Source organism: Patescibacteria group bacterium (assembly GCA_041665585.1).
Classification (GTDB): Bacteria; Patescibacteriota; Gracilibacteria; order JAHISY01; family JAHISY01; genus JAHISY01.
This window is the reverse complement of record JBAYIN010000008.1, coordinates 17,868-44,483: the sequence shown is the minus strand read 5'-3', so window position 1 is coordinate 44,483 and position 26,616 is coordinate 17,868. Positions and strand designations below refer to the sequence as shown.

Sequence of the window (26,616 nt, the reverse complement as noted above, 5' to 3'; positions counted from 1 at the left end):
ATTCGTTCCCGGCTCATATTTCATGCCTTTTTGGCGCAGGATGATATTTCCGGCGACGACTTTTTCACCGCCGAATTTCTTCACACCGAGGTACTTCGGCTGCGAATCGCGCGAATTTTGGGTAGAACCACCAGCCTTCTTATGAGCCATTGTTTGAAATTATGTTCGCGGATTTTACGGAAAAGCTGAGCTGATTGCAAAACCTTGAAAAGAATGTGATTTCCTGCTAAAATGACAAGAAAACAAAAATTGAAAAATGTGATTTTCATTTCCGATCTGCACCTCGGTGTCGGCCGCACCAACGATTTTCACGCGAGCTATTATCTGCACCGGCTACTTGACTATGCTGAGCAAAATGCGAACGAGCTCGTGATTTTGGGTGATTTTCTTGAGCTTTTGCAGTCCGATTTCCTTGCGATTTACTCGGAGTATCACTTGATTTTCGAGCACCTTTTTCGTTTAGCGAAAAAAATCCCCGTGAAATATGTCGTTGGGAATCATGATATTGCGGTCGCAGCGGATTGTGATCCGCACGGCGACTCGCATTTTCTCGGGTCGCAGGTTGAGGTGCTACCGGAATACTCTAATCTACCGCTCAAAATTTTTGCGCTGCACGGTCATCAATTTTCGCTCGCAAATCGCCGTGACGATAATTTCGATCCTTCCGAGATTTCGCTCGGCGATCGGATCACGCGTCTCGCCGGCTGGCTGGAAGAAAAACTGAATCCCAAAATTGATAATTTCTGTGAGCAGATTTATCTCGTTTACAAAAAATTTCTGCGGCGCATTTCACAAGATCCGAAAAATTTCGCTGATTTAGTCACGCCGGCAAATCCGAATTATCAGGCTTTGGGCGGTGATTTCAGCGAATACGAACGCGGGGCGCGTGAGCTGCTCACGGATGAACGATACTCGCTCGTCGTGTTTGGGCACACACATTTACAAAAGATTGAAACGCTCGGCGACAAAATTTACGCGAATTGCGGGAGCTGGGTGGGGGACGATCAGATTGAGTTTCCGCCGGTTTTTCTCGATGTCGATGCTCATTCTGTGCGGCTCATCAACGCTAAAACTCTCCAAATTCTCAAAAATGTTTCGCGTCGGACGACGCACAAATTAAAGCTTGCTAAAGCAAGGCCGAGTCTTTTTCGAAATAAAGTCTTGATTTAGTCAATCGAGCGTGATTGTTTATAGGCTTTAAAAATGCTAAAATAATCAGATTTAAAAACTAACAATGACCAAAACAAACAACAAACCAAAGGTGCGCGGCTCGACGGCGGATCTCATCATCGCGCATTCGCGTGCGCATCTGGCGGCGCGTCCGCATCTCTTGATTCGTGAGACGCTGCCGGATTTTTCGAGTTTTATTTCTCCGTTGATTTTCGCTTTCGCCGGATTGGTCGTGATTGCTGCGGCGGTACATCTCGTCATTGCGACGCAGGTCGGACCGTCAGAGTTTGTCGCGACGAATGCGACGGACTATGTCGCGCAGCAAAATTTCTACGCTGCCGCACCGGTCGAAACTTTGCATGGCGCAGCTGACATGACAGTCATCACTGAGAAGCTCCACGCCGCGGCGGCTGCGACTGAGCTTTCGAAAATTCTAAATGTTATCGGTGCGCTGCTCGTCGTTGCGGCTCTGTTTTATCTGCATCGCGAACACGATGTTTTCGCGCTCGGTAAAGTGAAATTTAAAATTCGCAGAATTCGCTAATTTTTGAGGTTAAAAGTTTGGAAATGCAAAAAGGCTCGCTTGGATGAGGCGGGCTTTTTTGTCAACTAAATTTTTTGACACCCCTGGGGGGTGTGATAAAATCAGCGCATGAAAACAATTGAGCAAAGGATCGAAAACTTGATTGGTCAATTGAGGGCTGTCCAGAAAATGCTTTCTACTAAAAAAGATTGTGTTCAGATATTGATTCAAGTTAAGGCGGCACGCGGCGCACTCAATTCGCTCATTGCGAAAATTTTGACTGAAAACTTGGTGCGATGTAGTTCTTTGCGCTCGGCGCAAAAGCAAAAAGAGTTTGAAAAAATTTTGACCGAATTATCTAAATTGTAATTTAATTTTTTAGAATGTCTAAAAACTTTTCACCTCTGGCTTGGCTCGCACCCCTCGGTGCAGGCGGGATTTCTGTAATTTCGTTCGCCTTTCTTAATTATTCGATTGAGCATCCAGCCGGATTAATTAATTTTTCGCAAACTGGCGGGGGAGCACTTGTTCGGATCATGGAAGCCAACGCTTTGATTTTTGTCGCGCTCCATTTTTTGCTTTCGATTATTCTTCTGAGGCCGCTAATCCGATTTTGGGGTACCGAAAATTATAAAAATTTTCGTGATGATCCTTTGCAAAATTCTGCCCTGCTCGCCCCATTTATTTCTTTCGCGATGACCTTAAATGTCCTGATTGGACCGATTCGTTATTTTGTTCCGTTTTTTTATAACAATTTTCAAAGCCTAATGCTACCGGGTTTTGTCGCTTGGTTAATTTTGTGGGTTGTCACATTGTATTTTGAGACTAAATTACTCGCACTTTCTTTCCAAAAGAGTTTTGATCTTTCCAAAATTTCATTTGCTTGGTTGTTGCACCCTTTCGCACTTGGCATGATTACTGTGATTGGGACAGGCATTGCTGCTCTTGCTGCTGACGCGCGCCTTGCGAATTCAGCGGCTTTTCTGTCATTGATTTCCGGATCGGTTGGATTTTTTCTTTTGCTTGTTAAAACCATCGCGCTTTTCAAATCGCACTTTGCTGCGAGCGGTTTGCCGACAAAACAATTCCTGCCGAGCCTTCTGATTGTCGTTCCGAACATCACGCTTTATGCAATTTCTGCCTTTCGGCTTGGTCATTGGCTCGAAAAATTTCATGACGCCGAACTCGGCAATTATTTCAAAATCGTAATCACGACGGCTTTTGCTTTTGAGACTTGGTATTTATTTTTTGGATTGATGCTTTTGCTTAATTATTTTCGTCATAATTTTTTTCGGGAATATCATGTCTCGCAGTGGGGTCTCGTTTGCCCTTTGGTCGCTTATGCCGTTTTGGGAAGTTTTCTTTATAAAGTTTTTGCCCCAATCTTATTGACTAAAATCGTAATCATCACGACAACAGTAGTTGTGGTTGCGCTTTTTTTCTGGTTGCTCAAAAAAATGTTTTGTTGCCGCAAAAATTGCAATCAATTCACTTGTGAATAAGCTTCAAAGTTGTTCGTCTGAAACTTAGTCAAGGTTACTTTTTATAATTTGCAGACTCCCGCAAGTTCAATCTTATAATCTGAATCGTTCATGTTCCATGTTTTTGAGTTTTGAAATTCGGGTTTCAATTATCCAATCATTCAATCATTTTCTTATTTCATCGTTTTCTCATTTTCTGATTGAATCATTAAATCATTGAGCTGACCTGGTGCTGGGGAGAGGACTTGAACCTCCATGCCTTGCGGCACTGGTTCCTAAAACCAGCGTGTCTACCATTTCACCACCCCAGCATCTCCTCAATTTTATCACGCACTTTTGACTAGTTCAGCTGTCACGATCAAGCGGCGGAGTGCAGTGCCGATTGGTGTGCAAGTCATCAATGTTAGTCGGTAGTCTTGCGTATTTTCCAAAACGCCGACATCGCTTGGCGAGACTTCTTTTTTGTCGCTCACGCGGTAGGTAAATTTGCGCTCGTTTTGCCAGACTTCGATTTCATCGCCAATTTTGATTTGCGGCAGCAGCGCGAAAACATCTTTATAGCGTCCCGGCAGAAGTGGGTAATAGCTCGAATGACCTGTAATAAAAGCGTTTCCGCGTTCGCCCGGTTTGGCTGTTCCCGGGAAACTTACGACACCATTTTGTAAAGCGTCCTGGATTTGTGATTCGATAGTCTCCCAATTCGCTGCGGTCAAATCGACATTCTCCGGCGTTTGGATCGGCGCATGGATTGAGAGCGAAGGAATGATGAGTCGATTGTCGGGCGGTGCGACCTCGGCCAGGAGCGGCGGCAAGGCGAGTCGATTATTTTTTGAATCTTTGGCGACGACAAGTTTGGGTTTCTGAAACTCAACTTTTTTCGTGACGGAATTAGTCGCGGCGACTGGTTCGCCTGTCTCGACTTTCGCGAGCAAAAAGGTCGCTTGTTTTTCGAAAGCGCCGAAGTTCATGCCGACAAAAACAATGACAAAAATAATCACAGCAGTGAGCCCGAATTTCCCGAATTCGGCGAGTGGTTTGGCTTGGCGCGCGCGGGAAATTCTGCGGCGGAAGCGCGCCTCGGCGCGCATGAGTTCGCGGCGCAGCTGCTCGATTTCCGCAGGACTCAATTCCGACTTTTGGTTTTGGTTTTGCAATTTTGTATTCCCGCCATTTTAGCAGAAAAAAGCTTGTTTTACAAGGGAAACAGAATTAAGATGACGCCTTGTAATTTAAATTATGGAGCTCTCAAACAAATCCGATGAAACGGCTGAAGTGTCAGAGCCAAGTCCTGATTTCGTAAAAATACGGCAGCTTTTGGGTAGAAAGCCGCGTGTAATTCCGCAAGCCGGAGAAAAAGAATTAATCGTGACTTTAGTTAAGACTCTTGCTTCTGACGAGAGACCTCTTTCAATCTCAGTTGTTGAATCTCCAGACTTCCATTTTCACTTGTTTGAAGACGGGCGGATTCGTGTTTTTGTAGATCCAGATAATCTTGGCGAAGAATTTGCAAGACAACTTTTGGTGAAAGTGAGCTGAAATCACTTCACTTCGCCTGTCGCGAGATCGACGCCTTTGGCAGCGACGCGAACTTTTTTATCGACCGTGGCGAAAAGTTTTTTGTCGGCGAGTAGGGCGGCGCGCGCTTTTTCCATGCCCTGATATTTCGTGCCTTCGATCTCGATGAATGCGCCAGCTTTGCCGATCACACCAAGTTTATTGCCGGTCAAAATCAAATCGGAGGCTTTATCAATTCCGACATTGTAGCGAATCTCGAATTCCGCTTGGCGGAACGGTGGCGCGACTTTATTTTTCACGACTTTCACGCGCGTTGAGTTGCCGATGGTTTGTTTTGCATCGCCAGTACCGGTGTCGATCTTACCTGTGCGGCGGATGTCGAGGCGCACCGAAGCATAAAATTTCAGCGCATTACCGCCGCTCGTGGTCTCGGGATTGCCGAACATCACGCCGATTTTCATGCGAAGCTGATTCAGGAAAATTAGCGTCGTCCCAGATTTCGCGACGATGGCAGTCAGTTTGCGCAAGGCTTGGCTCATCAGACGCGCCTGCAGTCCTGGCAGTGATCCGCCCATTTCACCTTCGATTTCTGCGCGGGGCGTGAGTGCCGCGACCGAGTCGATCACGATTACATCGACCGCGTTTGAGCGCACCAAAGTTTCCACGATTTCGAGTGCTTGCTCACCGGTGTCTGGTTGGGAAATCAGCAGGTTGTCGACATCGACGCCGATGTGTGCGGCGTATTCCGGATCGAGCGCGTGTTCGGCATCGACGAAGGCGGCTTGACCGCCGGCTTTCTGAAACTCTGAAATGACATGCAGCGAGAGCGTCGTTTTGCCGGAACTTTCCGGACCATAAATTTCAATCACGCGACCTTTCGGCAAGCCACCGCCGAGCGCGAGGTCGAGCGAAATCGAGCCGGTCGGAATCGTCGCGACATTGATGCGTTTCGCTTCGCCGAGCCGCATGATTGCGCCCTCACCAAAATTTTTCGAGATTTGTCCGAGTGCGGCTTCGAGCGCTTTTCTTTTATTATCATCCATGGTGAGGGGATTAGTGGCTTTAGTTTAAATAAAAAATTAGGAAATCGACAATTCCAGAATGGCGAAAAAGGCGACTGCGAGCGAAAGCAAAGTGAGAACGAGCTGCACTTTTTGAATTGAAAAAAAGTCGCTGGGTTGTTCGATTTCGCTTGATTTGAAGGTGAATTCGGTTTGCACGGGACGGGGATTAAGTTAGTTTTTTAAAATGCTGAGGACTTTCCCGACAATCGCGTCGCTGTCGCTCGTGTGCAGATAGATTGGTTTGTGAATCGGGTTCGAGCTCTGGGGTAGGAGTGAGATTGTTTCGCCAGCGCGTTTGAATTTCTTGACTATGCCGCAGTCATTCACGCTTGCCAAAACCAAATCACCATCGCGTACATCATGTGTCTCAGGTCGGACGAGGACACAGTCGCCGTCGTCGATGCCGGCTTGATTCATCGAGTCGCCCTCGCAGCGGAAAGCAAAAACTTTTTCAAAACTACGAATCAATTTCTTCGAAACTTCGAGAAAGTCGCAGGCGTTGTCTTCGAGTAAATTGGTCGCGCTGCCGCAAGAAACGCGCGAATCGATGAGCGGGATTTTTTGTGTCGTGAGTTTGTCGTCGACGAGCGTAATGCCGCGCTTTTTACTTTCGCGTGCGATGAAGCCTTTGTCCACCAAAGCGTCGAGATATTGCTTCACGCTATTCAGACTTGAGACTTCGCCCCAGTCATTCTCCTCCATCCAGACTTTCATCTCGGCGAGCGTCGGGGAGTCGCCGTGCAGCGCGATGAAGTTGCGCAGCAGCTCGAGGAAGCGATTTTGGCGAGTGGTTAGCATTTGTCAGCAATTTAAAGGAAATATGTAAAAAATCAAGAAATCCAGGTGGAAAATATGTAAAAAGATTGTTAAAAATGTTTTTATTTCCAAAATTGCCTAAATTTAAGTGCGCGACTAAAATACATAAGTAGCAAATCTTAGATTGCAAATAATCCTGCCAAAAGTGATTCCATCGGAATCGCGCGCAGGATTTTTTGTTTGTCGAAAAAAATAGTTGGAAAACTATCAACTATCAACTACCAACTTTCTACCACCATTTTTTCCAGCGAAAATACGCCAGCATAGTGATGACAGTCACGAGCATTACACCGGACACCGTGAGAAAGGCAGTCGGACTTTCTTGCAGCGGTAATGAGACATTCATGCCGAAGATTCCGGAAATCAAAGTCAGCGGCAACATAATCACGCTGAAGATTGTGAGAATTTTGATCGTCTCGCCACTGCGGTGCGAAATCAAACTTTCGTTCGCGTCCTGCAGAGTCTCGGCGACCTCCTTCAGTGAGTCGAGCGAATTCCATTGTTTCTCGATCTTATCCACGACATCATCGAAATAGGCTTCAAGCTTTTCCGGTAGAAACTTTTTATTTTTGTGCTCAAGCGAGGAGATAACCGGTCGTTCCGGCTGCAGAATTCTACGGAAAGTAATGATGTTTTTTTTCAGCAGCATGATGTCTTTCAAGAGGTCGCGCATACCTTCTTGGTCGAAAACATCGCGTTCGATTGAGCCGGCTTGTTGCCACATTTTGTCGATAATCGGGAAACAGTAGTCGAAGAGCTCACTCGTCAATTCATACAAGAAATAACCGCTGCCGCGCCCGCAATATTTTTCGCGTCCGTATTTTTTTTGGCAAGCAGTACGGATTTTTTCAATTGGCGCGAGCGCGTCATTGTGTAGCGTGACGACGAAATTTTGGCTAATAAAAATATCGACCTCTTCAGTCGTGATGCGTCCTATGCGCTGATTCCAGATTGGGAAATGCAGGACGATAAAAAGATAATTCGGGTACTCGTCAATCTTCGGTCGCTGAATCTCGGTGAGGCAGTCCTCGAGGTCGAGCGGATGAAATTTAAATTTTTTCGCTAAAAAATCAATAGTCGATTGGTCTGGTTTGGGAAAATCGTACCACTTCAAATCTTTGTGCGTGATTGGCTTGGAAATGCCGTTCATTGGCGAAATTGGTTGCACCCATTGTGCAAAAATTTAGCTCAAAAATCAAATCTTGAAAGAATGTCGCAGAACCTTTAATCTTCTCGCGATGCAATCGGTTTCCCAAAATCTCAAGAATCTCTCGCGGGCACGACAGATTGTCCTTGCGGGTTCGCTCCTCACACTCCTCTCAATTTTCATGCCGTGGCACACGATCGGGACTGCGGTGCTTGGTACTGAGAATTCTTACAATGGTTTCGGTGACCAAAATTTAATCATTGGTGTTATCACACTCGTTTGTATGTTGTTGTCGCTCGCGGTCGTCGCGCTGCCGCTTTTTGGTATCCGTTTTCCGCGGACTGGCTGGCGGGATTCCGTCTTGCTTACTTTCCTCGGCGGGGAATCTACACTGCTCGTTTTCGTGCTTACAATCATGCACGCGACTTCACTTACCCGCGCGGCGAATTACGAGCTCCGGCTGGGCATTCATCTCGCGCTCGTCGGTACTGTGTTTGTTTTCTTTGGCGGCTATTTACTCAGGAGCGAAGAGCAGCTGCGTGCACATTCCCACGCTGAACCAATCGCGCATTTGCCGCGGCGTCCGCAATTCGGCAGTCAGATTGATTTGCGTGATGACCCAGAAAAAACCAAAGAAGACGCGCGCATGCGCCTCGACATTTGAAGTTCTAACACCTCCAACATCTCCAACACCTTATGTCCTCCGACCTTCGCACCATCACGCCGATTCCCCAAAGCGAGGAAGCTATCCCGCCTGCAAAGCTCGTCTTTTTTTGCAAGAAGTGCCAGGAGCTGGTCGAGGCGAAACAGACCAAAAAGAAATTTACTTTCCGCTGTCCGAAGTGTGCCAAGACGGATGTTGCTTTCGGGACAGAGGAATCGATCAAAAATTATTACCGTATCAAAACTTGAATTCAAGCAAGCCTATCTGCCAAGCCTAAAAGCTTTTTTACGGCAGTGTTAACTTTTGTTTGAAAAGCTCTCCTCTCTCCTCTAGGCATTGAAAGCATAAATTCTCCTAGTTTTTTAGGGTCAGGTTTTTCGCTGTAGCCACTGTGGCTCAGCGGTTCGTCTTTATGTGTGTGGACTTCAAAACCAACCTGTTGCATTGCTGCTCGTATGGTTTCTGTTTCTCCTTCTCCTCCTAACTCAAAGCAATAAACATGATTAGCGATTAAGTAACCTTGGAGGTGGTTTCTGACGAAAGCAACTATGTATGGAGTTATTCGATCAATCTGTGGTTTTAGCTCATCAGCCCTCTCTGATGATAAGGAAAATGGAATCCAATTGTCATTCATAAAAGTGAATTTAAAAATTAGGATTGATTCTACAATAAAGCTAAAATTCATTCAATTTAGATGGCTTACTTTCATTTCAAAATTGCGGAGGACGAAATTCTGACTCGTCTCGATAAATTTTTAGCCAAAGAGTTGCCACAGTTTTCGCGTTCCTTGCTCGCGAAATGCGAGCTGCTCGTGAACTCCAAGCCAGCCAAGCCGGCGCAAAAAATCGCGGCGGGCGATTTGATTGAGGTCAAAGTTCCGCCACTCAAGACACTTAAAATTGAACCGGAAAATTTACCGCTCCAAATTCTCTTCGAAGATTCCGAAATTCTCGTCGTCGACAAAGCAAGTGGGATGGTTGTCCACCCGACGGATCACGGCGGGCATGTCGCGGGGACATTGGTCAATGCGGTCTTGTTTCATTTGAAAAAAAAGGCGAGCGAGGATCGACGACCGGGCATCGTGCATCGGCTCGACCGCGAAACTTCCGGCTGTCTCGTCGTCGCCAAGACGGAAGCCGCCAAGACTTTTCTCGGCAAGGAATTTGCCGAACGCCGCGTCGAGAAATTTTATCTCGCGCTCGTCGCTGGCAAGCTGAAAACTCCGCGTGGGCGCATTGATGCGCCGATGGGGCGCGATCCGCGTGATCCGACACGCCGCCGCGTATTGACTGGGGCTGGCGCACGGGAAGCGGTGACGGAATTCGAAGTCGTCGAGCAATTCGCGGAGGCGACGCTCGTACGAATCAAATTGCTCACGGGCCGGACGCACCAAATTCGCGTGCATTTCCAGTCGATTGGCTATCCGCTCGTCGGCGATCCGACTTATTCTACGAAGAAGCTGAATGAAAAATTTGCCGCGCCGCGGATGTTTTTGCATGCCGCCGAATTGAAATTTCACCATCCCAAAACCAAAGAACTCGTCGAATTTAATTCGCCTTTGCCTACTGAATTGAAAAATTACCTCAGGCGTTTAAAACGGTAACCGAGATTTGCAAAACCGTCGCGAAGCAAACCCACAGCAAATAGGGGATTTGCGCGAGCGCCAAAACTTTCGAGTGTTTCCAGATGGCGAAGATCGCCCAAATGAGCGTCGCGAGTACCAAGATGATGTCGGCAGCGGCGAGTAGATTATTTTGCAGACCGAATTGGATTGGTGAGAAAGCGAAGTTGTAAAGCAAATTTAGCGCGAAGGGGAGCGCGACGAGGCGCGGAATTTTTTTCTTTGCAGCGAGCCAAAACACGATGCCGAAGGTGATGAAAATAATCGGATACAAAATCGACCAAGCAATTCCAAAGGCTGCAGCCGGTGGCGCGAAGCTCGGCTTGATGAGGCTGGCGTACCAGCCCGGCGCATTCGTGGCAAAGAAATTCATTTTGGTTTTGTTAAATTTTTTGACGCAGTTAGCAGTTATTCGAAGCTTTGCAATAAGATTAGCAGAAAATATTTTTTATCGCCCTTCTTCGCCAAGGCTACAAAGGGCATTCTTCGCTGGTGCGAAGAATGGTGCCCGGGAGAGGACTTGAACCTCCAAGCCTTGCAGCACACGCTCCTGAAGCGTGCGTGTTTACCAATTTCACCACCCGGGCATTGGTGGGAATTTTAGCAAAATTTTATTTATCGTTGTTGCGAAAATTTTTATCTTTCATCCAGTGTGCGGGGTTTAGCCGGATATAATCCCGGATACGATTTAGTTCGTCTTCATCGCGGATGATGTGGTCATAGAAGCTGCGTTGCCAGCGAAATACGAGAGGCGTGGATTGTTCCACGAATTTGATGTTTATTTGTCGCGAGGAAAATGTTTTGAATCCGCGGATAATTTCTGAAAGACCGTGCAGTGTGGCGTGCGTAGGGACAGGTTCGGGATTAGTAGGGACAGGTTTAAAACCTGTCCCTACGGGTTCGAATAAATTATCAATCCAAATAATTCCATGAAAATGATTCGGCATAATGACGAATTCATCCAAACGACAATTCGAATAATGATTCGGCAAATCATTCCAGCATTTTTGTACGATTTTTCCACAATTATTCAAAACGATTTTTTCATTTTCGATTTCGCCAAAAAAGTTTTCGCGATTTTGCGTGCAGGTCGTGATGAAATATGCGCCGTCAGTCGAATAATCAAAATCCTTCAATCTCGGTGCGAGCTTGCGTTCGCGGATTTTATTTTCCACGGAAAAATTTTAGCCAATTTTTCTCAGTGGTGCGATTGAAATCGCGAGCTTTTTCACGCCGATTGGGAAATTCACTTCAATCACGCCGCCCATGACATTTACGACTGTGCCCTCGCCGAAGACTGGATGCGCGACGCGTTCGCCGACGGCGAATTCTGGCGCAGAGGCGGGTCGCGACTCGCCTGTACCAAAATTTTCGTCCGGCAACATTCTTTCGCCAAAACCTCTGCGTTTCAGCTCGCGCCGTGATTCTTCCGCCAGCAGATTTTCCGGAATGTCTTTCAGAAATTCGCTCGGCGCATTCATCTGTGTCTCGCCAAAAAACATTCTTTGCCTGGCGCGCAGGAGAAAAAGCGAGTCCATCGCGCGCGTGATGCCGACATAAAACAGGCGGCGTTCTTCCTCGAGCTGGCGCGGATCGAGCAGGCTGCGCGAATGCGGGAAGATATTTTGTTCGAGTCCGGAAATGAAAACAACCGGGAATTCCAGACCTTTCGCGGCGTGGAGACTCATGAGCAGGACCGAATTTTCCTTTTCCTCGATTTGGTCGGCGTCCGAGAGCAGCGAAATTTCCTCGAGGAAAGTCGCGAGCGAGACGGCTGGTTCGAGCGCGTCGTATTTCGCGGCGACCGAGATGAGCTCGAGCACATTTTCGACGCGCGTCTCGCCCTCAGCTTCGCCCTCGCTCAGCCACCATTCTTTCAGCTTCGTCCGCGCCAAAACATTTTTGATCAGGCTTGCTGCTGTGTTCGTTCGATTCAGATTTTGCAGCTCCTCAATCAGCCGGACGAAGCGCTCCAAAATCTCTTTTTTGCTGTCTGGAATTTCCGTATCGCGACAATTTTTCAGCGCGTCCCAAATCCCGCCGCCGACCTCAGTCGCTTTGCGCTGCAAAACTTCGACGGTGCGGAGGCCGATTTTGCGCGTCGGCACATTCAAAATTCTGAGCAGGGAAATGTCATCGCGCGGATTCTGAATTATTTTCAAATAACTCAAAACATCTTTAATTTCCTTGCGCGCGTAAAACTTCACACCGCCGATGATGCGGTGCGGTAGACCGTGCCGGAGGAAAACTTCCTCGATGACGCGGGATTGCGCATTCGTGCGGTAGAGAATCACGCAGTCGCGGTAAAAACAATTTGTCTCGCGAATTTTCCGTTCGATTTCCGCGGCGATGAATTCCGCTTCCTCGCGTTCATCATTCAACTCGAGCAGGAAAATCTTTTCGCCGCCGGTTTTTTCACTCCAAAGTTTTTTGTCCTCACGATTGCCATTGCGTGAGATCACGGCGTTCGCCGCGTCTAGAATTGTCGTCGTCGAGCGGTAATTTTGTTCGAGCTTCACGATCTTCGCCTCAGGATAATTCTTTTTGAAATCGCGAATATTGGAAATGTCCGCGCCGCGCCAAGAATAAATCGACTGATCGGGGTCGCCGATGACGCAGAGATTGCGGTATTTTTCCGCCAATAAATTCGTGATGCGCGCTTGCGCGAGATTGGTGTCCTGGTATTCGTCGACCGAGAGGAAGTGCCATTTTTCCTGATATTTCTCGAGAATCTGCGGAAATTTTTCAAACAGCTCGACGACTTTCAAAAGCAAATCGTCGAAGTCGAGCGCGTTCGCTTCCGCCAATTTTTTTTCGTAAAGCGGATAAAGCTCAGCTGCCAGATCGCCGAAGCGCGAGCCGCCGACGAAGCTCGTCGGACTGACGAGTCGCGATTTCGCGCCGGAAATCGCTGACAAGATTGCCGCCGGATTGAATTCTTTTTCCTCGATATGTTTATCCTTAAAAATCCTTTTCATCAGCAGCTTCTGATCCGTCCCGTCGTAAATCAAAAAATTATTTTCGCGTCCGAGGTGGTGAATTTCGCGCCGGAGAATTTGCACGCAAATCGAGTGAAAAGTGCCGACGACTGGCATTGTGACTTTTTCGCCGAGCATCGCGCGAATGCGGATCTTCATTTCGCCCGCCGCTTTATTCGTGAAGGTCACTGCCAAAATTTCGTGCGGCGAAATTCCGTTCGCGATCAAATTCGCGATGCGGTGTGTCAGGGCTTTGGTTTTGCCTGAGCCCGCGCCCGCGATGACGAGCATCGGACCTTTCAGGGTTTGGACTGCTTCAATTTGCGCAGGGTTCAGGTTCGCCAAGATTTCTTCGTGATCTGTCGAGCTTTTTTTTGGGTTTTCCACCGCCGGATTTTAGCAAAAGTAATTCAATCATCTCGCGATTTTTCTCAACAAATTCACAAAAAGTTTCGACGAGCTCAGGATTAAATTGTTTCCCGGATTCTTTTTCAAATTCAGCGATTGCCTCGTCGATTGTGAGAACATTATTGTAGGGTCGACAAGCAATCATCGCATCGAGAACATCACCCATTACTAAACTTTGGGCGGTGAGTGGTATTTGATTGCCAGCCAGTCCATTAGGATAACCCTTGCCGTCCCAGCGTTCATGGTGATTGCCGGCAATCTCGGCAGATTTTGAAAGTCTCAGTGTTTTAAGAAAATTTTTCGAAAAAACGGCATGATCCTTCATTTGATCAAATTCTTCGGGTGTCAATTTGCCTGTTTTTAAAGTCATTTTCAGACCGCCTCTGACAAAAATTTTTCCGACATCATGAAAGAGACAAGCTATTCTAAGACTTAATAAGTCCTGCTTTTTGATATTTTTTTGCTCAGCTACGAATTTATTTACCAAAATATTGACTCGAACATGGTGCCAAAATTGTTGAATTAAAGCACGAATTTCTCCAGCCAAGTCCAGCTGTTCAGGGTTTCTCTCAGTAGCAAGCGGAGACTCTCTCATGTTCGGCGCGTAAAATTAAGAGTGTGTGAGTGCTTTGCTTTCCTGGATTATTCCTCGATTTCGATTGCTCCGACCGGGCAGGCTGCTGCGGCTTCCTCGGCTTTTTTTAAATTTTTCAAATCAGTATCGGCGCGAACTTGGCTTTTGCCGCTGGCTGGATCCATCTCGAAAACTTCCGAGGCGATCGTGGCACAAATTCCGCAACCGATGCAGGCATCACTTATGACGATTTTGGGGGGATTTTTCTTATTCATCTTAGTAAATTTACTGTGAGCTTAAATCAAGACGGTATTTTAACCCTGATTGGTGAATTCAATCAAGTTTTTCAATTTTTGTTCTGCTGCGCCGGACTCGAGCGACTGACGCGCTGCCGCGATTCCCGCTGCCAAATTTGGTGCGGCATCGGCTGCGAAGATTGCAGCACCAGCATTCAGAATGACGATTTCAGTTTTCGCGACATCACTTTCTCCTGCCAAAATTTCCCGGCAAATCTGCGCATTCACTGTCGCATCGCCCCCGCGTAAATTTTCGCGCGCTGTTTTTTGAATCCCGAATTCCGCTAAATCAATTGCGAGCTTGGCGATTTTCTCGTTTTGCACCTCAAAAACAGTCGATTTTCCCGTTGTCGAAAATTCATCCAAACCGTCGCCGTGGACGACGAGCGCGTGCGTCACGCCATTTTGGCGCAGGACTTCGGCGAAAATCGGCGCCAGTCTTTCCTCGAAAACGCCAATCAAAAGGTGCTTGGCGCCGGCGGGGTTTGTCAGCGGACCGAGCAGATTGAAGATAGTTTTGCGTTTCAGCTTCGCGCGGACGGGTGCGGCGTATTTCATCGCCGGGTGAAAAATCGGTGCGAACAAAAAGCCGATGCCAACTTCTTCGATGCATTTTTCCACGCGTTCGGGTTCGAGATTGATTTTCACCCCGAGCGCCTCGAGTACATTCGCCGCGCCGCTCTTCGACGAAACCGCTTTATTACCGTGCTTGGCGACGGCGACTCCGGCGCCCGCGACGACGAAAGCGGCAGTGGTCGAGATATTGAAAGTATCCGAGCAGTCACCACCGGTCCCGACGATGTCGACGAAGCGCGCGACTTTGGGAAAAATTTTCCGTGAATTTTCCCGCATCGCGTGCGCACTGCCTGCGATCTCATCCGCCGTTTCGCCTTTTTCGGCGAGCAAAACGAGGTATTCCTCCAGCTCAGCCTCGCTCGCGCCGCCGGACATGATGACCTGCATCGCGGCAGCCGCTTCGTCTCGCGAAAGGTTTAGTCCGGTATTCAGCTTTGCGAGAAATTCTTTCATTCCGAAATTGTTAAATTTTCCGCGCCAGCTTGCAAAAATTTTTCTACCACTTCGCTCGCTTTCTCCAGAATTTCCGGAATCTCTGTTTCTTCGCCAGGCATGAATTTCCCCAAAACGAATTCATCAGTCGGCATCACACCGAGCAAATCATTCGCGATACCGAGTCGCAGCCGGGCGAAATTCGCTGTCCCGAAATGCTGAATTAAACTCTTCACGCCGTTATGTCCGCCGGCGGAGCCGCCTTCGCGAAATCTTATTTTGCCGAAGGGCAAATCTACATCGTCGAAAATCACCAAAAAATTATCGAGCTTCGGCTTGTAAAAATTCAGCAGGGCGGCGACTGTCTCGCCGGAGAGATTCATGAAAGTTTGCGGCTTCACGAGGAAGACTTTTTCTCCGCGAATCGTCTTTTCCGTCACTTCGGCTTTGAACTTTTTCTCTAATTTAAGCTCGGGAAATCCAAGTTTCTCCGCCAAAAAATCGACAGCGCGGAAGCCGAAATTATGTCGCGTCTTGCCGTAGTCTTTTTCGGGATTGCCAAGTCCAATGACTAATTTCATATTTAAAATTGAAAATTTAAGATTGCTTTTTGGAGGCGGATTTTTTCGACGCGACCATAATTGCGGTGATTTCTTTGGCTTCCTGTAAAAGTGGTTCTAATAATTTACTTGGCATTATTTTACTTTCAATAATTAATTCCAGCCAAAAAATACTTTCATCTGCTTCTTCGACGACAATCCCAAGTTTTGCGATGAAATCAGCGCGAGATTTCGCTAAGCAAACAGCACGATAATTTGCTGCAACTGATGTTCCTGAGCGAATTAATTGTTTACCAATTGTCCAAGCGGCTATGTTTTGCGGAAGTTTTTCGACTAGCTTAATTATTCTCAGGGCGAACTTTTTTGTTCGATCTTTTAGTTCGTTTTTGTCCAAAATTTTAAATCTAAAATATCTAAATTTTAAATTATTGTCCCCACCACTCGAATATTTTTCCGGCAATCTCGATCTTCGCACCCGGTTCGGCACCGGCGCGCGCGAGTTCGCGATTCGCGCCGAATTTCACGAGCACATCTTGGACGCGCGCAATCGCTTCTGGATTGGTCATGTCTGACATCACGACAATCTGATTCAGCCGCGGACCGTCGACGATGAAAAGCTTCTTGTTCTTTTTTGTCACAGTAAAAGACTTGGATTTTTGCTCGAGATGCGGGCGGAAGACCGGCAGCTCGATTTCAATTTGCGGCTCGGCCGCTTTCGTTTTCGCCAAAACTTCAAGTGAAAAATTCAGCAGCTCCTCAACACCTTCATGGATGGGCGCACAAATTTCAAAGATTTTCACCTTATTTTTCTCCATAAATTTCTTGCGCAAACTGACGAGTGTCTTCGTGTCGACCAGGTCAGTTTTCGACAAAACCAAAACCTCCGGCTTTTCCGCCAGCGCCGGATTGAATTTGCGCAGCTCCTCGCGAATGACTTTGTAATCCGTCAGCGGCGACTTGCTCGTCGCATCGACGAGGTGCCAAAAAAACCGCACGCGCTCGGCGTGTTTCAAAAATTGGTGACCGAGTCCTTTGCCGTGGCTCGCGCCACGGATGAGCCCCGGCATGTCCGAGACGACGAAATTTTCGCCACGGTGGGAGACGACACCGAGATTCGGTGTGAGCGTCGTGAAATGGTATTCGGCAATTTTTGGGCGCGCTGCAGAAACGACTGAAATCAAGGTGCTTTTGCCGACGCTCGGCAGACCGATGATTCCGATGTCGGCGAGTAATTTCAATTCGAACTTCAAATCTTTTGCCTCGCCAGGCTCGCCGAGTTCCGCGAAACGGGGCGCTTGGCGCGTCGAGCTGCAAAAATTGGAATTGCCTTTGCCGCCGAGTCCGCCACGCGCCGCGAGAAAAGTTTGACCGTCGCTCACCAAATCCGCGACCGACTTGCCACTTTCGAGGACGGTCGTTCCGACGGGGACTTCGAGTACCAAATCCGCGCCAGCTTTGCCGGCACAGAGATTGCCCGCGCCGCCTTCGCCGTTGCCCGCGGCAAAAAGTTTCACACCTTTGAAATGGTAAAGCGTGTTGCGGTTGGCGGTCGCGCGGATCAAGACATTGCCGCCGTGTCCGCCGTGTCCGCCGTCCGGTCCACCTCTCGTGACATATTTTTCCCGGTGAAAGGCAATTGCACCGGCTCCGCCTTTGCCTGCTCGAATCGAGATTGAGACTTCATCTAAAAACATTTCTGCTAAAATTTATGAACTTAATTCTAGCTGATGAACCTCAAAAACCGAATTGTCGCCGAATTGACCGATGCGATGAAAAATTCGCGCGAGGTCGAGAAGCAGACTCTACGCATGTTGAAAGCGGAAATTATGAAGGCTGAAGTTGCTGGTGCGCAAAAAGTTGAGCTCGCAGACGGTGAGATTCTCAAAATTATCAAAAGACTGGTGAAGCAGCGGCGTGACTCAATCGAGCAATTCGAGCAAGGTAACCGTCCAGAATTAGCAGCAATCGAAAAAGCTGAGATTGAGGTGCTTGAGAAGTATTTGCCCGCGCAGCTGTCCGAGGAAAAAATCGCTGAAATCGTTGCCATGAAAAAAGCCGAACTCGGAATTACCGACAAAGCCAAGATGGGAATCTTGGTCGGCGCGGTAATGAAAGTGGTCGGGGATAGTGCGGACGGCGCGACGGTTAAGTCCTTAGTTGTTAAGTCTTTAAGTCTTTGAGTCGCTAAGTCGTTAGGTCACTGAGTTATTAAATTGTTAAAATGGTTGCGGTTTATGATTATCGTGAATTAAAAGTTTGGCAAGCGGCGGAAGATGTGTTTGAGATGGTTTGTGATGATGTTAAAGAATTTCCTAAAAATAAAATTGCTTGGATTATCGAAGATCAAATCGTGCGCTCCTCTGGTTCGATTGGTGCCAATATTGCGGAAGGCTTCAGCCGGAAAACAAAAAATGACATAATCCACTTCTTCATCATCGCGCGTGGTTCGGCTGCCGAAACCGAAGTCTGGATACTGAGAGCAGAAAAGCAAAAGCTTATTTCAGCGCTGAGACGAGAAAAATATTTTCAAAAACTTAATGAAATCAAAAAGATGATAAATTCTTTCAACTGCAAGCTTAGAAATTCTACTTGCACTTAATCACTTTAAGACTTAAAAACTCAAAGACTCAAAGACTATGTGCCCGGGTGGCGGAATTGGTAGACGCGCACGACTCAAAATCGTGTGAGGCAACTTGTGAGGGTTCGATTCCCTCCCCGGGCACCAAAAATTAAGTTCTCCTCGCGTAGCGAGGAGGTTTTAATTTTGGCGGGGGAGGATGAGAACACTCAGGAGCACAAAATTTGCAAAAGCAAAATCGTCCCGGCGCGTGCCGCTGTGAAATTTTTAAATCAAAAAAATCGTCGAGCCAGCTTCGATTCCCTCCCCGGGCACCAAAATAAATTTATCCGAATCAGCCACGCTTGCTATTTTTATCAAATTTTGATATAATATAAATGTTCCTTTACTGAGATTGTCTGCTCTTCACAGGTCGCCTCGGCGGCTTGCGAATCTCTCAATCACTCGTCTCTCGATCTTTGGATTGTCGGCGAGATCAGCACTGGACCAAAAAGCAAAAATGGTTCGCTTCGGCGGGCTGTTTTTGCATTGCGGTAAAATGCGCGTGTGTTCGCTCAGAATATTCTCGAACTGATTCGCGCGGCAGCGACGAATTTGCCGACGGATGTCGTGGAGGCTTTGCTCGCGGCAAAAAATCGGGAAACCAATCCACGCGGGAAATTAACGCTCGGGATCATTCTCCAAAACATCGCGCTGGCAAAAAAATTAAACCGACCGCTTTGCCAAGACACCGGCTCACTCACTTTTTTCGTCAAGGCTGAGCCTCAGAGCTGGTCGAAAATCGCGAAGGCGATTGACGCAGCGACGCGCAAAGCTACGAAAATAGGTCTTTTGCGACCGAACTCAGTTGACTCTGTTTCAGGTAAAAATCTAGGCAACATTCCGAAAATCGAATTCGAATCTAAAAGCTCTTCAGGTTCTCTTTCCCGAAGGGAAGCCTTCGGCTTACGAAAGAGGGGAGCTGTCGAAATTTCGCTTTTGCTGAAAGGTGGTGGGAGTGAAAATGTCTCGGCTCAAGTTGCTTTGCCGCTCGAAACCAAATCCGGACTCGCCGGGCGCGATTTAGCGGGCGTGAAAAAGGCGGCGCTCGCAATTCTCGAAAGCTCCGTCGGCAAAGGCTGCCCGCCTGGAATTGTTTCGATCGTGATTGGGGGAGACCGTGCCGAGGCTTTCAAAATTGCTAAAAAAAATCTGCTCCAAAAAATCGGTACGCCAAATTCTGATTCAAAATTAGCGAAGTTGGAGGCTGAAATTCTGCGCTCAATCAATTCCAGCAAAATTGGACCGGGTGGACTCGGCGGTCAGACGACTTTACTCGATTGTCGTATCGCCTCGCTCCCGCGCCATCCGGCCTGTTTTTTCGTGACTTTGGCTTATTCCTGCTGGGCGACTCGGCGTGGCAAAATTATTCTCGACGCAAAAGGTCAAATTCTTAGAAATAATTATTCCAAAAAGTTAACTCACCACCTAGGTGGTGAGTTAACCTCTGTTATTGAAAAAGCTAAGAAAATTCAGCTGCCGATTTCCGAAAAGGCCGTGCGTGAATTACGAGCGGGGGAGCTGGTCGCGATTTCCGGTCGGATTTTCACGGCGCGAGATCAAGTGCACAATTTTGTAGTGGAAGGTGGTTCTTTAACCCCCGAGTTAACTCGGGGGTTAAAGGGTTCTGGTGTTTTTCATGCCGGACCGATTGCCATTCTCCGAAATAAAAAATGGAAAATCGTCGCGGCTGGTCCGACGACTTCGGCGCGGCTTGATGTATTCACACCCAAGTTTCTCGAAAAAACTGGCGCGCGCGTTTTGATCGGCAAAGGTGGGATGGGCGCAGCGACGGCGCAAGCTTTGCAAAAGTTCGGCGCGGTTTACTGTCACGCGATTGGCGGCGCGGCGGCTTTTTATGCTGACGCGATTCGCGAAGTTCGCGGTGTCGATTTTCTCGATGAGTTCGGCATGCCGGAAGCGCTGTGGGAATTGGAAGTCGAGAATATGCTCGCGATTGTAGGGATGGACGCGCGAGGTGGCGTGATTAGATAATTACAGGCTGCCCAAAAATTTCAGAATCAAAATTCCAAAAGCCGTGAAAGCGCCAGCTAAAAACAAAACTCTCGTCAGCAAGCTGATGGCTTTTTTCGCCATAATATCCATTTCTGCTTCCTCATTCATAAACTAGTTTATTAGTTAACTTAAAAAAATGTTTGCGAGAGGATAAAGCGGCTTTCCGATCCGGTCAATATCTTTCGAAAAAAAGACTTGTCAAAAATTACCAATTCTTTGATTTTGTCTTGTAGAAGCTGAATACAGGCTTTGGATTTTTTGCTTGGCAGTGAGTAAGTCTGCTTGAATGAATCACAATGTTGTTGAAGGCAAAACTATCGCTATGTCTGAAGGCGGTTATGTACATTTCACCGACAAGTAGGATCGTAGGGATGGATGCGAGAAGAGGGAAAGAAATAAAGAAATTTCTTAAAGAGATTATTGTTTTTACTGATGAATTTAGTAAAATTGCCCACTAGTAATTTTTTAGATTATGGATTCTCAGAAAAATTTTTCCGAAGCGTCAGAGGTTTGTTCAGGTGATGCAATATCAAATGATGGAGATTATGATGATTTGCCTTTTGCATTTAATTGCACAGTACCTAAAAAAAAGTGCAAACATGAAAACCAAAGATCTCCTCGTGCTAATTGGAATAAAGACAGAAGAAGATTAAAAAAGTCAGCGCATGATCAATGGCTCGAGAATTCCGGCGACGCGGGTTTAATGCCATTAGATTCATTGATCGTTCTAACACACTTACCGCAGTATCCTTTTAGAGAAATGTGTCCTCAGACTAAACAGCATGCCCAAAAATATAGAGCGGTATTGGAGGCAATACTAAGTGGTAAAAAGAATCCTCAGAAAATAGTCTTGGCTATAGAAAAATTAGAAAAAATTAAAAAAAATATGGTTGCAAGGAAGGTTGCATCTAAAAAAATAAAGGAAATAAATCTCAAGACAGAAGCAGCGAAAAAAATGTTGCAGCCTATTCATCGATTGGCGTATTTTAATTTAAAGAGAGCAAGAGGGCTTATCAACACTACGAAGAGGAAATCAAAGAATTATAGTGGTGTGACTGGCAAGTCAGCGAAAAGAAAATCTCGTAAAAGAAGGGAACTGCCAGATTTTGTTAGGAGAACATGGAAGGAAGTTGTAGCTCAAACCAGGGTTGCTATTAATAAGTATGTAGACTCTCGTATGCCTGGTTTGCGGGTCGATTCAGCCTCATAAGACTATTTTCAATCGCTCTTTTCCTGCGATGATTTTATTCAGCGCGTTCAGATAACTTTTCACACTCGCGACGACGATGTCGGTGTGGCTGCCCTTGCCGGAATAAATCCGTCCGGCTGCCGTCTCGACTTTCACCGCGACAGTCGCTTGCGCGTCGATGCCTTCGCTCACGGCGTCCATGCGGAATTCGAGCAGCTTTACTTTTTCGCCGACGATTTTATTCACCGCCGAATAAGCAGCATCGACCGGACCAGTTCCGCCGGATTTTTGCTTGAAAATCTTGCCGGCAGAATTGCGCAGCGCGATTGCCGCTTTTGGTTTCTTGCCCGTGCCGGCTGTGACTTCGACCGATTCGACTTTCCATTCCGCCGTCGCTTCCGAAATTTCATTCACGACCAAAGCTTCCAAGTCCTCGTCGAAGATTTCTTTTTTCTTGTCTGCCAAAATTTTGAAGCGCTCGAACGATTTGTCGAGTTCGTTCTGCGTCAATTTGAATCCGAGCTCATTCATCCGCGCGATCAGCGCGGCGCGTCCGGAATGTTTGCCGAGTACCAATCTGTTTCGCTCGACACCGACATCTTCGGCTTTCATGATTTCGTAAGTTTCGCGTTTCGCCAAGATGCCGTGCTGGTGAATGCCTGATTCGTGCGCGAAAGCATTCGAGCCGACAATCGCTTTATTCGGTGGCACGACGAAGCCAGTCAGACTCGAGACTAAGCGGCTCGTCCGAAAAATTTCTTTCGGTTTCACATTGGTCTTCAGCTGGAAAAAATCCTGGCGCGTTTTAATCGCCATCACGACTTCTTCGAGACTCGTGTTGCCCGCGCGCTCGCCGATGCCATTCATCGTGCATTCGACTTGGCGTGCGCCGTTTTCGACGGCGGCGAGCGAATTCGCGACGGCGAGACCGAGGTCATCGTGGCAATGCACTGAAATTACGACATCTTTCACGCCGCGCACATTTTTCCGTATATTTTTAATGAAATTACCGAATTCAGTTGGAGTGGAATAGCCGACGGTGTCCGGAATATTCAGAGTCTGCGCGCCAGATCGGATCGCGATCTCGAGTGCCTGATAAAGAAATTTCGGATCAGAGCGGCTCGCATCTTCCGGGCTGAATTCGATGTCGGCGGTTAGATTTTTCGCGAAGCTGACCATTTCCTGGATCCTGACCAGAGCTTCGGCGCGGCTCATCTTCAATTTGTATTTCAAATGCATGTCGCTCGTCGCCAGAAAAAGATGGATGCGTTTTTTCTTGGCGGGCTTCACCGCTTCGAAAGCAGTTTGAATGTCTTTTTCAATCGCGCGCGCCAAGCCGCAGACCGTCGATTTCTTCACCAGTTTGGCGATTTCATTGACTGCGCGAAAATCGTCCGGACTCGCAATCGGGAAACCTGCTTCGATGATGTCGACGCCGAGCTTTTCGAGCTGCGCTGCGATTTTCAATTTCTCATCGTGATTCAAGCTCGCGCCGGGACATTGCTCGCCGTCACGCAGTGTCGTGTCGAAAATTTTGATGGTTTTAGTCATTTTAGGAAGTTTAAATAAAAAGCCTCTCAGTTTCGAGAGGCTTCAATTTCACAAAAATCGAGCCTCTCAAAAACCGAGGAGAAGGAGCTCGAGAAAGAATTTAGGTGTAATCATTTTTTAGCTTTGTGCTCAACGAGATGGAAATGATGACCAATCGCCCAGTGCGGCACCATGATGAGCAGACCGGTGGTGATGCGCGCAAGCGGAGTAATCGCGTAAAGCGCATCGAAACTCACATTGATAAATAGGATGCTCAGCATGTATTCAAATAAACCGTAAAAGCCCGCAGCGAGGATGAGTAGTCCGACGAGAGCGGCCGTGTAAACATAGATTGCCTTGATCAACTTGAATGGAGTGCTCATTTTGCGGGGGTTAAGTTGGTTGAATTTTAGACAACTTTTTTCGCGCGAGCAAATCCTGTGTTCGCACTATTTGCTAAAATCTCTTCATGAAAAATATTTCTGGCTCCGCGCAAATTTTCGCGCGAGACGACATCGATACCGACCTCATCATCCCGGCGAAATATCTGACTTCGTCGGATTCCGCTGAGCTGGCGGCGCATGCGCTCGAGGCGCTCGGCGGCGCGAAATTAAATTCCGCCGAAAATCCAATCGTCATCGCGGGCAAAAATTTCGGCTGCGGTTCGAGTCGCGAACACGCCGTGTGGGCGCTCGTCGGCGCAGGAGTGCAGGCGGTGATTGCCGAATCATTCGCGCGGATTTTTTTTCGCAACTCAATCAATTTCGGTCTGCCGACTTTCGTGCTCGCTGATGCTGCCGCCAAATTCGCCGAGAACGATGCGCTCGAGATTGATTTCGCTAATTCCAAAATCAAGAATTTGACGCAAAAAACTGAATTTACAGTTGAGCCGCTGCCGGAATTTTTACAGAACATCGTCGCGGCGGGCGGACTTTTGAACCAGGTTGGCTAATTTTTAAATTTCATAATTTTGTAAATAAATCTTAATTTCCAATTTTTAAAAATTTGGGTTTTGAATTTATCTCAAAAGTTAAAAATTTTTCGGCAATCTAAAATCTTCAATTGAAAATTTTTTCCAATCACGGCATCCTTGGAATCAATGCGCGGAATTTGCAGTATCTTCATCCTTTCAACCGCAAAAAGGCGGTGCAGATGGCGGACTCCAAATTGGCGACCAAACGCTTTCTGGCGGCGCGCGGCATTCCTGTCCCGAAGATTATTGCGACGATTCGCAATCACGCTGAATTTGAAAAGTTTGATTTTGACGGCTTGCCGGATTCATTCGTACTGAAACCAAATGCTGGTTACGGCGGCGAGGGAATCATCGTCGTGAAAGACAAAATTATCGATGGCGTTTGGCAAAAAGTCGGCGGTGCCAAAATCACCGAAGCCGAATTGCGCGAGCACATCGAGGATATTTTGGACGGTGAATATTCCATCGCCAATTTACCGGATATCGCTTTTTTCGAAGCGCGCATTGATTCGGTCGAATTCATTCCGGGCTTGGCAGTCGAAGGTTTGCCGGATGTGCGCGTCATCGTCCACAATCTCATTCCAGTCATGGCGATGCTGCGTGTGCCGACGCCGGTGAGTGGCGGCAAGGCGAATATCCACCTCGGCGGAATCGGGCTCGGCATCGATTTGGCTTCCGGTAAAACGACTTACGCCGTCCAATTCAATCGCCGACTCGACGAATTGCCGGGCGGCATGGCGACGGCTGGTTATGTGATTCCTGAGTTCGACCGCATTCTCGCGATTGCGAGCGCAGCGCAGCTCCACACGAATCTCGGCTACCTCGCGGCAGATGTCGTCGTCGATCAAAAAGAAGGACCGGTCTTGCTTGAGGTGAATGCGCGCGCCGGTTTGTCAGTGCAAACTGCGAATCTCGCGCCGCTCAAAAAACGCCTCGAACGGATTCGTGGTTTGAAAGTTGATTCGCCGGAAAAGGGCGTGAAGCTCGGCAAGGAGCTTTTCGGCAAAATTCAAAAACAACGGAAATATCCCAAGAAAAAGATTGTGGATTTCATCGAATCGGCAGAAATTCTCCTTAAAGAAAATCTGATTTACCGCGTCAAGGTCGAGCTCGATGCGACGCACGAGACGAGCGCGGTTGATGCACAATTAGCTGAGAAATTGAATCTGCCGCGCGTCGGCGAAAGTGTCAAAAATGTTCACCTCAAAATTATCATCGCGGGTGAGCGCATCACGACCGTCGCGGAAAAGACCGATTTGAGTTTAGCCAATTACAAAATTATTCTCGGACGGCGCGATCTCACCAATTTCCTCATCAATCCGGTTTTGCGCGAGGAGAAAATTTTGCCGCAAGAAAGTGATTCCGCCGTCTCGTCCAAGATCGACTTCGTCGCAATCGACCAAAAGCTGTCCGAGCTCGACAAAAAAATCAAGCTTCTATATTTCCTGAAACCGACCAATTTGCTTGCGGAAAAAGAGAAATTTTTCGCCTCCAAAAAATACGAGCCGGTTTTCACCTATCGCAAATTAGCTTTCGTGCCGCAAGATTTGCTCGACGAGCTGGCCGCGATCAAGCTCCCGGAGACGCCGCTTTGCGCGATTTTTCGCGACAAAAAAATTGAAATTCGGCGCAAAATTAATCTACTCGCAGCAATCGACACACCGGATTTTTCACTGAAATCCAGGCAACTTTACGGTTTTCCGACCGAGGAAGATCTCGCCATCGCGCGCAAGCAGCTCGCCGCCAAACCAAAAACATTTCCAGCCGAAAGTGCGACGCTTGATTCCGCCATGGCGGCAGGGGAATTCGAAAAAGTCTTCGCTCAATATGGTCTCAAAAATTGGAAAGTTGTCTTGCGCGAGGATCTCGTCGCGGACGCGCTCGCCGGGAAATCCGGCACGCTTTTCGTGCGGCGTGCGGCGCGTTGGTCGCCGGCAGGTTTGCGCGCGACAATCGCGCACGAAATCGAGACGCACATTTTGCGCGGTGAAAATGGTAGTGCGCAGCCTTTCAAAATTTTCGCGCGGGGTTTCGGCAATTATCTCGAGACCGAAGAAGGCTTGGCGATTTTCAATCAAAGCTTAGTTCTCGCCAAAAATTCCGAGAAAGAATTTTGGCCGGCACTGAATTATCTTGCGGTCGCTGAATCGGCGGAAAAATCTTTCCGGGGAATTTTCAACTTCGTCAAAAAATTCGGCTTCGACGACGAACGCGCCTGGAAAACAGCGGTCAAAATCAAACGCGGTTTGACCGACACGGCGCAAAAAGGCGGCTTCACGAAAGAAGCGATTTACTTTTCCGGCTTCCGCAAAATTCAAAAGTTCGCCGAAGACGGCGGCGACCTCCAGAAACTTTACCTCGGCAAAATCAAAATCGCCGACCTCGAAACACTCGGGAAAATTTCCTCAGTCCGTCCGCCCAAAATTCTGCCGGAGTTTTACAGAAACTAATTTGCAAAAAAAGAGT

33 protein-coding genes and 3 tRNA genes are annotated in these 26,616 nt (G+C 47.7%); 15 read left to right on the top strand and 21 right to left on the bottom strand.

Annotated elements, in window-relative coordinates:
- Nucleotides 1-150 (bottom strand): 50S ribosomal protein L27 (locus tag WCV72_05140; GenBank protein MFA6458735.1); only part of this gene is annotated, 150 nt, incomplete at its 3' end.
- Between the two features lie 81 nt (nt 151-231).
- Here WCV72_05140 and WCV72_05135 point away from each other — a divergent pair.
- From WCV72_05135 to WCV72_05120, 4 genes are all read left to right on the top strand, one after another.
- Nucleotides 232-1,170, top strand: a complete 939-nt coding sequence (locus WCV72_05135) for a UDP-2,3-diacylglucosamine diphosphatase (protein ID MFA6458734.1) — start codon at nt 232-234, stop codon at nt 1,168-1,170.
- Nucleotides 1,171-1,234: 64 nt separating this feature from the next.
- Nucleotides 1,235-1,714, top strand: a complete 480-nt coding sequence (locus WCV72_05130; protein MFA6458733.1) for a hypothetical protein — start codon at nt 1,235-1,237, stop codon at nt 1,712-1,714.
- A gap of 108 nt (nt 1,715-1,822) precedes the next feature.
- On the top strand, nt 1,823-2,062 hold the full coding sequence (locus WCV72_05125) for a metal-sensing transcriptional repressor (GenBank protein MFA6458732.1): 240 nt from the start codon (nt 1,823-1,825) through the stop codon (nt 2,060-2,062).
- Nucleotides 2,063-2,076: 14 nt separating this feature from the next.
- Nucleotides 2,077-3,195 carry a hypothetical protein gene (locus WCV72_05120; GenBank protein ID MFA6458731.1) on the top strand — a complete coding sequence of 373 codons (1,119 nt, stop codon included), beginning with the start codon at nt 2,077-2,079 and terminating at the stop codon, nt 3,193-3,195.
- Nucleotides 3,196-3,401: 206 nt separating this feature from the next.
- On the opposite strand, the gene WCV72_05115 is transcribed toward WCV72_05120, so the two are convergent.
- Nucleotides 3,402-3,485, bottom strand: a tRNA-Leu gene (locus tag WCV72_05115).
- A 15-nt stretch (nt 3,486-3,500) separates the two neighbouring features.
- Nucleotides 3,501-4,301 (bottom strand): sortase, encoded by an 801-nt coding sequence (locus WCV72_05110; protein MFA6458730.1) that lies wholly within the window; start codon nt 4,299-4,301, stop codon nt 3,501-3,503.
- 109 nt (nt 4,302-4,410) lie between these two features.
- Between WCV72_05110 and WCV72_05105 the strand changes: the two genes are divergently transcribed.
- Nucleotides 4,411-4,710 carry a hypothetical protein gene (locus tag WCV72_05105; GenBank protein ID MFA6458729.1) on the top strand — a complete coding sequence of 100 codons (300 nt, stop codon included), beginning with the start codon at nt 4,411-4,413 and terminating at the stop codon, nt 4,708-4,710.
- A gap of 2 nt (nt 4,711-4,712) precedes the next feature.
- Here the strand turns inward: WCV72_05105 and recA are convergent, their stop codons facing one another.
- The 4 genes from recA to WCV72_05085 all read right to left on the bottom strand — a co-directional run bounded on the left by recA (nt 4,713) and on the right by WCV72_05085 (nt 7,737).
- Nucleotides 4,713-5,732, bottom strand: a complete 1,020-nt coding sequence (gene recA, locus WCV72_05100) for a recombinase RecA (GenBank protein ID MFA6458728.1) — start codon at nt 5,730-5,732, stop codon at nt 4,713-4,715.
- A 36-nt stretch (nt 5,733-5,768) separates the two neighbouring features.
- Entirely contained in the window at nt 5,769-5,909 is a 141-nt protein-coding gene (locus WCV72_05095) for a hypothetical protein (protein MFA6458727.1), read from the bottom strand.
- Between the two features lie 15 nt (nt 5,910-5,924).
- A complete protein-coding gene (lexA, locus tag WCV72_05090) occupies nt 5,925-6,551 on the bottom strand; it encodes a transcriptional repressor LexA (GenBank protein ID MFA6458726.1) in 627 nt (208 codons plus the stop codon).
- Nucleotides 6,552-6,798: 247 nt separating this feature from the next.
- On the bottom strand, nt 6,799-7,737 hold the full coding sequence (locus WCV72_05085) for a magnesium transporter CorA family protein (protein MFA6458725.1): 939 nt from the start codon (nt 7,735-7,737) through the stop codon (nt 6,799-6,801).
- A gap of 70 nt (nt 7,738-7,807) precedes the next feature.
- Here WCV72_05085 and WCV72_05080 point away from each other — a divergent pair, with 70 nt between their 5' ends.
- Together WCV72_05080 and WCV72_05075 are read left to right on the top strand one after the other, a co-directional pair.
- Nucleotides 7,808-8,380, top strand: coding sequence for a hypothetical protein (locus tag WCV72_05080; GenBank protein ID MFA6458724.1), 573 nt, complete (start codon nt 7,808-7,810; stop codon nt 8,378-8,380).
- A 32-nt stretch (nt 8,381-8,412) separates the two neighbouring features.
- Nucleotides 8,413-8,628, top strand: a complete 216-nt coding sequence (locus tag WCV72_05075; protein MFA6458723.1) for a hypothetical protein — start codon at nt 8,413-8,415, stop codon at nt 8,626-8,628.
- A 2-nt stretch (nt 8,629-8,630) separates the two neighbouring features.
- Here WCV72_05075 and WCV72_05070 read toward each other — a convergent pair whose 3' ends face one another.
- The gene (locus WCV72_05070) at nt 8,631-9,014 is read right to left on the bottom strand and encodes a hypothetical protein (protein MFA6458722.1); all 384 of its coding nucleotides are present in this window, start codon (nt 9,012-9,014) and stop codon (nt 8,631-8,633) included.
- A 60-nt stretch (nt 9,015-9,074) separates the two neighbouring features.
- Here WCV72_05070 and WCV72_05065 point away from each other — a divergent pair, with 60 nt between their 5' ends.
- Complete coding sequence (locus WCV72_05065; GenBank protein MFA6458721.1) at nt 9,075-9,983, top strand: RluA family pseudouridine synthase; 909 nt, start codon at nt 9,075-9,077, stop codon at nt 9,981-9,983.
- On the opposite strand, the gene WCV72_05060 is transcribed toward WCV72_05065, so the two are convergent.
- The 10 genes from WCV72_05060 to obgE all read right to left on the bottom strand — a co-directional run bounded on the left by WCV72_05060 (nt 9,964) and on the right by obgE (nt 17,519).
- Nucleotides 9,964-10,374 (bottom strand): TspO/MBR family protein, encoded by a 411-nt coding sequence (locus WCV72_05060; GenBank protein ID MFA6458720.1) that lies wholly within the window; start codon nt 10,372-10,374, stop codon nt 9,964-9,966. The genes WCV72_05065 and WCV72_05060 overlap by 20 nt on opposite strands.
- 129 nt (nt 10,375-10,503) lie before the next feature.
- Nucleotides 10,504-10,588 (bottom strand) — tRNA-Leu (locus WCV72_05055).
- 24 nt (nt 10,589-10,612) lie between these two features.
- Nucleotides 10,613-11,176 carry a transposase gene (locus WCV72_05050; protein ID MFA6458719.1) on the bottom strand — a complete coding sequence of 188 codons (564 nt, stop codon included), beginning with the start codon at nt 11,174-11,176 and terminating at the stop codon, nt 10,613-10,615.
- A gap of 9 nt (nt 11,177-11,185) precedes the next feature.
- A complete protein-coding gene (locus tag WCV72_05045) occupies nt 11,186-13,366 on the bottom strand; it encodes a UvrD-helicase domain-containing protein (GenBank protein ID MFA6458718.1) in 2,181 nt (726 codons plus the stop codon).
- The gene (locus WCV72_05040) at nt 13,296-13,982 is read right to left on the bottom strand and encodes an HD domain-containing phosphohydrolase (protein ID MFA6458717.1); all 687 of its coding nucleotides are present in this window, start codon (nt 13,980-13,982) and stop codon (nt 13,296-13,298) included. Before WCV72_05040 ends, WCV72_05045 begins: the two co-directional genes overlap by 71 nt.
- 47 nt (nt 13,983-14,029) lie before the next feature.
- Complete coding sequence (locus tag WCV72_05035) at nt 14,030-14,236, bottom strand: ferredoxin (protein ID MFA6458716.1); 207 nt, start codon at nt 14,234-14,236, stop codon at nt 14,030-14,032.
- A gap of 39 nt (nt 14,237-14,275) precedes the next feature.
- Nucleotides 14,276-15,286, bottom strand: coding sequence for an anthranilate phosphoribosyltransferase (trpD, locus tag WCV72_05030; protein ID MFA6458715.1), 1,011 nt, complete (start codon nt 15,284-15,286; stop codon nt 14,276-14,278).
- A complete protein-coding gene (pth, locus tag WCV72_05025) occupies nt 15,283-15,846 on the bottom strand; it encodes an aminoacyl-tRNA hydrolase (GenBank protein ID MFA6458714.1) in 564 nt (187 codons plus the stop codon). The genes trpD and pth overlap by 4 nt, the downstream gene beginning before the upstream one ends.
- 16 nt (nt 15,847-15,862) lie before the next feature.
- Entirely contained in the window at nt 15,863-16,219 is a 357-nt protein-coding gene (locus tag WCV72_05020; protein MFA6458713.1) for a four helix bundle protein, read from the bottom strand.
- 31 nt (nt 16,220-16,250) lie between these two features.
- Nucleotides 16,251-17,519 carry a GTPase ObgE gene (obgE, locus tag WCV72_05015; GenBank protein MFA6458712.1) on the bottom strand — a complete coding sequence of 423 codons (1,269 nt, stop codon included), beginning with the start codon at nt 17,517-17,519 and terminating at the stop codon, nt 16,251-16,253.
- Between the two features lie 33 nt (nt 17,520-17,552).
- On the opposite strand from obgE, the gene WCV72_05010 reads away from it, so the two are divergent.
- The 4 genes from WCV72_05010 (at nt 17,553) to WCV72_04995 (ending at nt 20,437) form a co-directional block, all read left to right on the top strand.
- On the top strand, nt 17,553-18,005 hold the full coding sequence (locus WCV72_05010) for a GatB/YqeY domain-containing protein (protein ID MFA6458711.1): 453 nt from the start codon (nt 17,553-17,555) through the stop codon (nt 18,003-18,005).
- A gap of 41 nt (nt 18,006-18,046) precedes the next feature.
- Nucleotides 18,047-18,424, top strand: a complete 378-nt coding sequence (locus tag WCV72_05005; protein MFA6458710.1) for a four helix bundle protein — start codon at nt 18,047-18,049, stop codon at nt 18,422-18,424.
- A gap of 41 nt (nt 18,425-18,465) precedes the next feature.
- Nucleotides 18,466-18,550, top strand: a tRNA-Leu gene (locus WCV72_05000).
- Between the two features lie 399 nt (nt 18,551-18,949).
- Nucleotides 18,950-20,437 carry a FumA C-terminus/TtdB family hydratase beta subunit gene (locus tag WCV72_04995; GenBank protein ID MFA6458709.1) on the top strand — a complete coding sequence of 496 codons (1,488 nt, stop codon included), beginning with the start codon at nt 18,950-18,952 and terminating at the stop codon, nt 20,435-20,437.
- Here the strand turns inward: WCV72_04995 and WCV72_04990 are convergent, their stop codons facing one another.
- Nucleotides 20,438-20,566 (bottom strand): hypothetical protein, encoded by a 129-nt coding sequence (locus tag WCV72_04990; GenBank protein ID MFA6458708.1) that lies wholly within the window; start codon nt 20,564-20,566, stop codon nt 20,438-20,440.
- Nucleotides 20,567-20,930: 364 nt separating this feature from the next.
- On the opposite strand from WCV72_04990, the gene WCV72_04985 reads away from it, so the two are divergent.
- Nucleotides 20,931-21,668 (top strand): hypothetical protein, encoded by a 738-nt coding sequence (locus WCV72_04985; GenBank protein MFA6458707.1) that lies wholly within the window; start codon nt 20,931-20,933, stop codon nt 21,666-21,668.
- Here WCV72_04985 and WCV72_04980 read toward each other — a convergent pair.
- On the bottom strand, nt 21,663-23,198 hold the full coding sequence (locus WCV72_04980; GenBank protein MFA6458706.1) for a 2-isopropylmalate synthase: 1,536 nt from the start codon (nt 23,196-23,198) through the stop codon (nt 21,663-21,665). The genes WCV72_04985 and WCV72_04980 overlap by 6 nt on opposite strands.
- Before the next feature lie 110 nt (nt 23,199-23,308).
- Entirely contained in the window at nt 23,309-23,560 is a 252-nt protein-coding gene (locus WCV72_04975) for a hypothetical protein (GenBank protein MFA6458705.1), read from the bottom strand.
- A gap of 86 nt (nt 23,561-23,646) precedes the next feature.
- Between WCV72_04975 and leuD the strand changes: the two genes are divergently transcribed.
- Together leuD and WCV72_04965 are read left to right on the top strand one after the other, a co-directional pair.
- Nucleotides 23,647-24,129 carry a 3-isopropylmalate dehydratase small subunit gene (gene leuD / locus WCV72_04970; protein ID MFA6458704.1) on the top strand — a complete coding sequence of 161 codons (483 nt, stop codon included), beginning with the start codon at nt 23,647-23,649 and terminating at the stop codon, nt 24,127-24,129.
- 110 nt (nt 24,130-24,239) lie between these two features.
- Entirely contained in the window at nt 24,240-26,600 is a 2,361-nt protein-coding gene (locus WCV72_04965) for a tyrosine/phenylalanine carboxypeptidase domain-containing protein (GenBank protein ID MFA6458703.1), read from the top strand.
- Nucleotides 26,601-26,616 lie beyond the last annotated feature (16 nt).

Bases quoted from the DNA above. Each gene is read 5' to 3' on its own strand.
- WCV72_05135 (MFA6458734.1), top strand. From the start codon at position 232: ATGACAAGAAAACAAAAATTGAAAAATGTGATTTTCATTTCCGATCTG.
- WCV72_05130 (MFA6458733.1), top strand. From the start codon at position 1,235: ATGACCAAAACAAACAACAAACCAAAGGTGCGCGGCTCGACGGCGGAT.
- WCV72_05125 (MFA6458732.1), top strand. From the start codon at position 1,823: ATGAAAACAATTGAGCAAAGGATCGAAAACTTGATTGGTCAATTGAGG.
- WCV72_05120 (MFA6458731.1), top strand. From the start codon at position 2,077: ATGTCTAAAAACTTTTCACCTCTGGCTTGGCTCGCACCCCTCGGTGCA.
- WCV72_05105 (MFA6458729.1), top strand. From the start codon at position 4,411: ATGGAGCTCTCAAACAAATCCGATGAAACGGCTGAAGTGTCAGAGCCA.
- recA (MFA6458728.1), bottom strand. From the start codon at position 5,732: ATGGATGATAATAAAAGAAAAGCGCTCGAAGCCGCACTCGGACAAATC.
- lexA (MFA6458726.1), bottom strand. From the start codon at position 6,551: ATGCTAACCACTCGCCAAAATCGCTTCCTCGAGCTGCTGCGCAACTTC.
- WCV72_05080 (MFA6458724.1), top strand. From the start codon at position 7,808: ATGCAATCGGTTTCCCAAAATCTCAAGAATCTCTCGCGGGCACGACAG.
- WCV72_05075 (MFA6458723.1), top strand. From the start codon at position 8,413: ATGTCCTCCGACCTTCGCACCATCACGCCGATTCCCCAAAGCGAGGAA.
- WCV72_05070 (MFA6458722.1), bottom strand. From the start codon at position 9,014: ATGAATGACAATTGGATTCCATTTTCCTTATCATCAGAGAGGGCTGAT.
- WCV72_05065 (MFA6458721.1), top strand. From the start codon at position 9,075: ATGGCTTACTTTCATTTCAAAATTGCGGAGGACGAAATTCTGACTCGT.
- WCV72_05060 (MFA6458720.1), bottom strand. From the start codon at position 10,374: ATGAATTTCTTTGCCACGAATGCGCCGGGCTGGTACGCCAGCCTCATC.
- WCV72_05040 (MFA6458717.1), bottom strand. From the start codon at position 13,982: ATGAGAGAGTCTCCGCTTGCTACTGAGAGAAACCCTGAACAGCTGGAC.
- WCV72_05035 (MFA6458716.1), bottom strand. From the start codon at position 14,236: ATGAATAAGAAAAATCCCCCCAAAATCGTCATAAGTGATGCCTGCATC.
- trpD (MFA6458715.1), bottom strand. From the start codon at position 15,286: ATGAAAGAATTTCTCGCAAAGCTGAATACCGGACTAAACCTTTCGCGA.
- pth (MFA6458714.1), bottom strand. From the start codon at position 15,846: ATGAAATTAGTCATTGGACTTGGCAATCCCGAAAAAGACTACGGCAAG.
- obgE (MFA6458712.1), bottom strand. From the start codon at position 17,519: ATGTTTTTAGATGAAGTCTCAATCTCGATTCGAGCAGGCAAAGGCGGA.
- WCV72_05010 (MFA6458711.1), top strand. From the start codon at position 17,553: ATGAACCTCAAAAACCGAATTGTCGCCGAATTGACCGATGCGATGAAA.
- WCV72_05005 (MFA6458710.1), top strand. From the start codon at position 18,047: ATGGTTGCGGTTTATGATTATCGTGAATTAAAAGTTTGGCAAGCGGCG.
- WCV72_04990 (MFA6458708.1), bottom strand. From the start codon at position 20,566: ATGAATGAGGAAGCAGAAATGGATATTATGGCGAAAAAAGCCATCAGC.
- WCV72_04985 (MFA6458707.1), top strand. From the start codon at position 20,931: ATGGATTCTCAGAAAAATTTTTCCGAAGCGTCAGAGGTTTGTTCAGGT.
- WCV72_04980 (MFA6458706.1), bottom strand. From the start codon at position 23,198: ATGACTAAAACCATCAAAATTTTCGACACGACACTGCGTGACGGCGAG.
- WCV72_04975 (MFA6458705.1), bottom strand. From the start codon at position 23,560: ATGAGCACTCCATTCAAGTTGATCAAGGCAATCTATGTTTACACGGCC.
- leuD (MFA6458704.1), top strand. From the start codon at position 23,647: ATGAAAAATATTTCTGGCTCCGCGCAAATTTTCGCGCGAGACGACATC.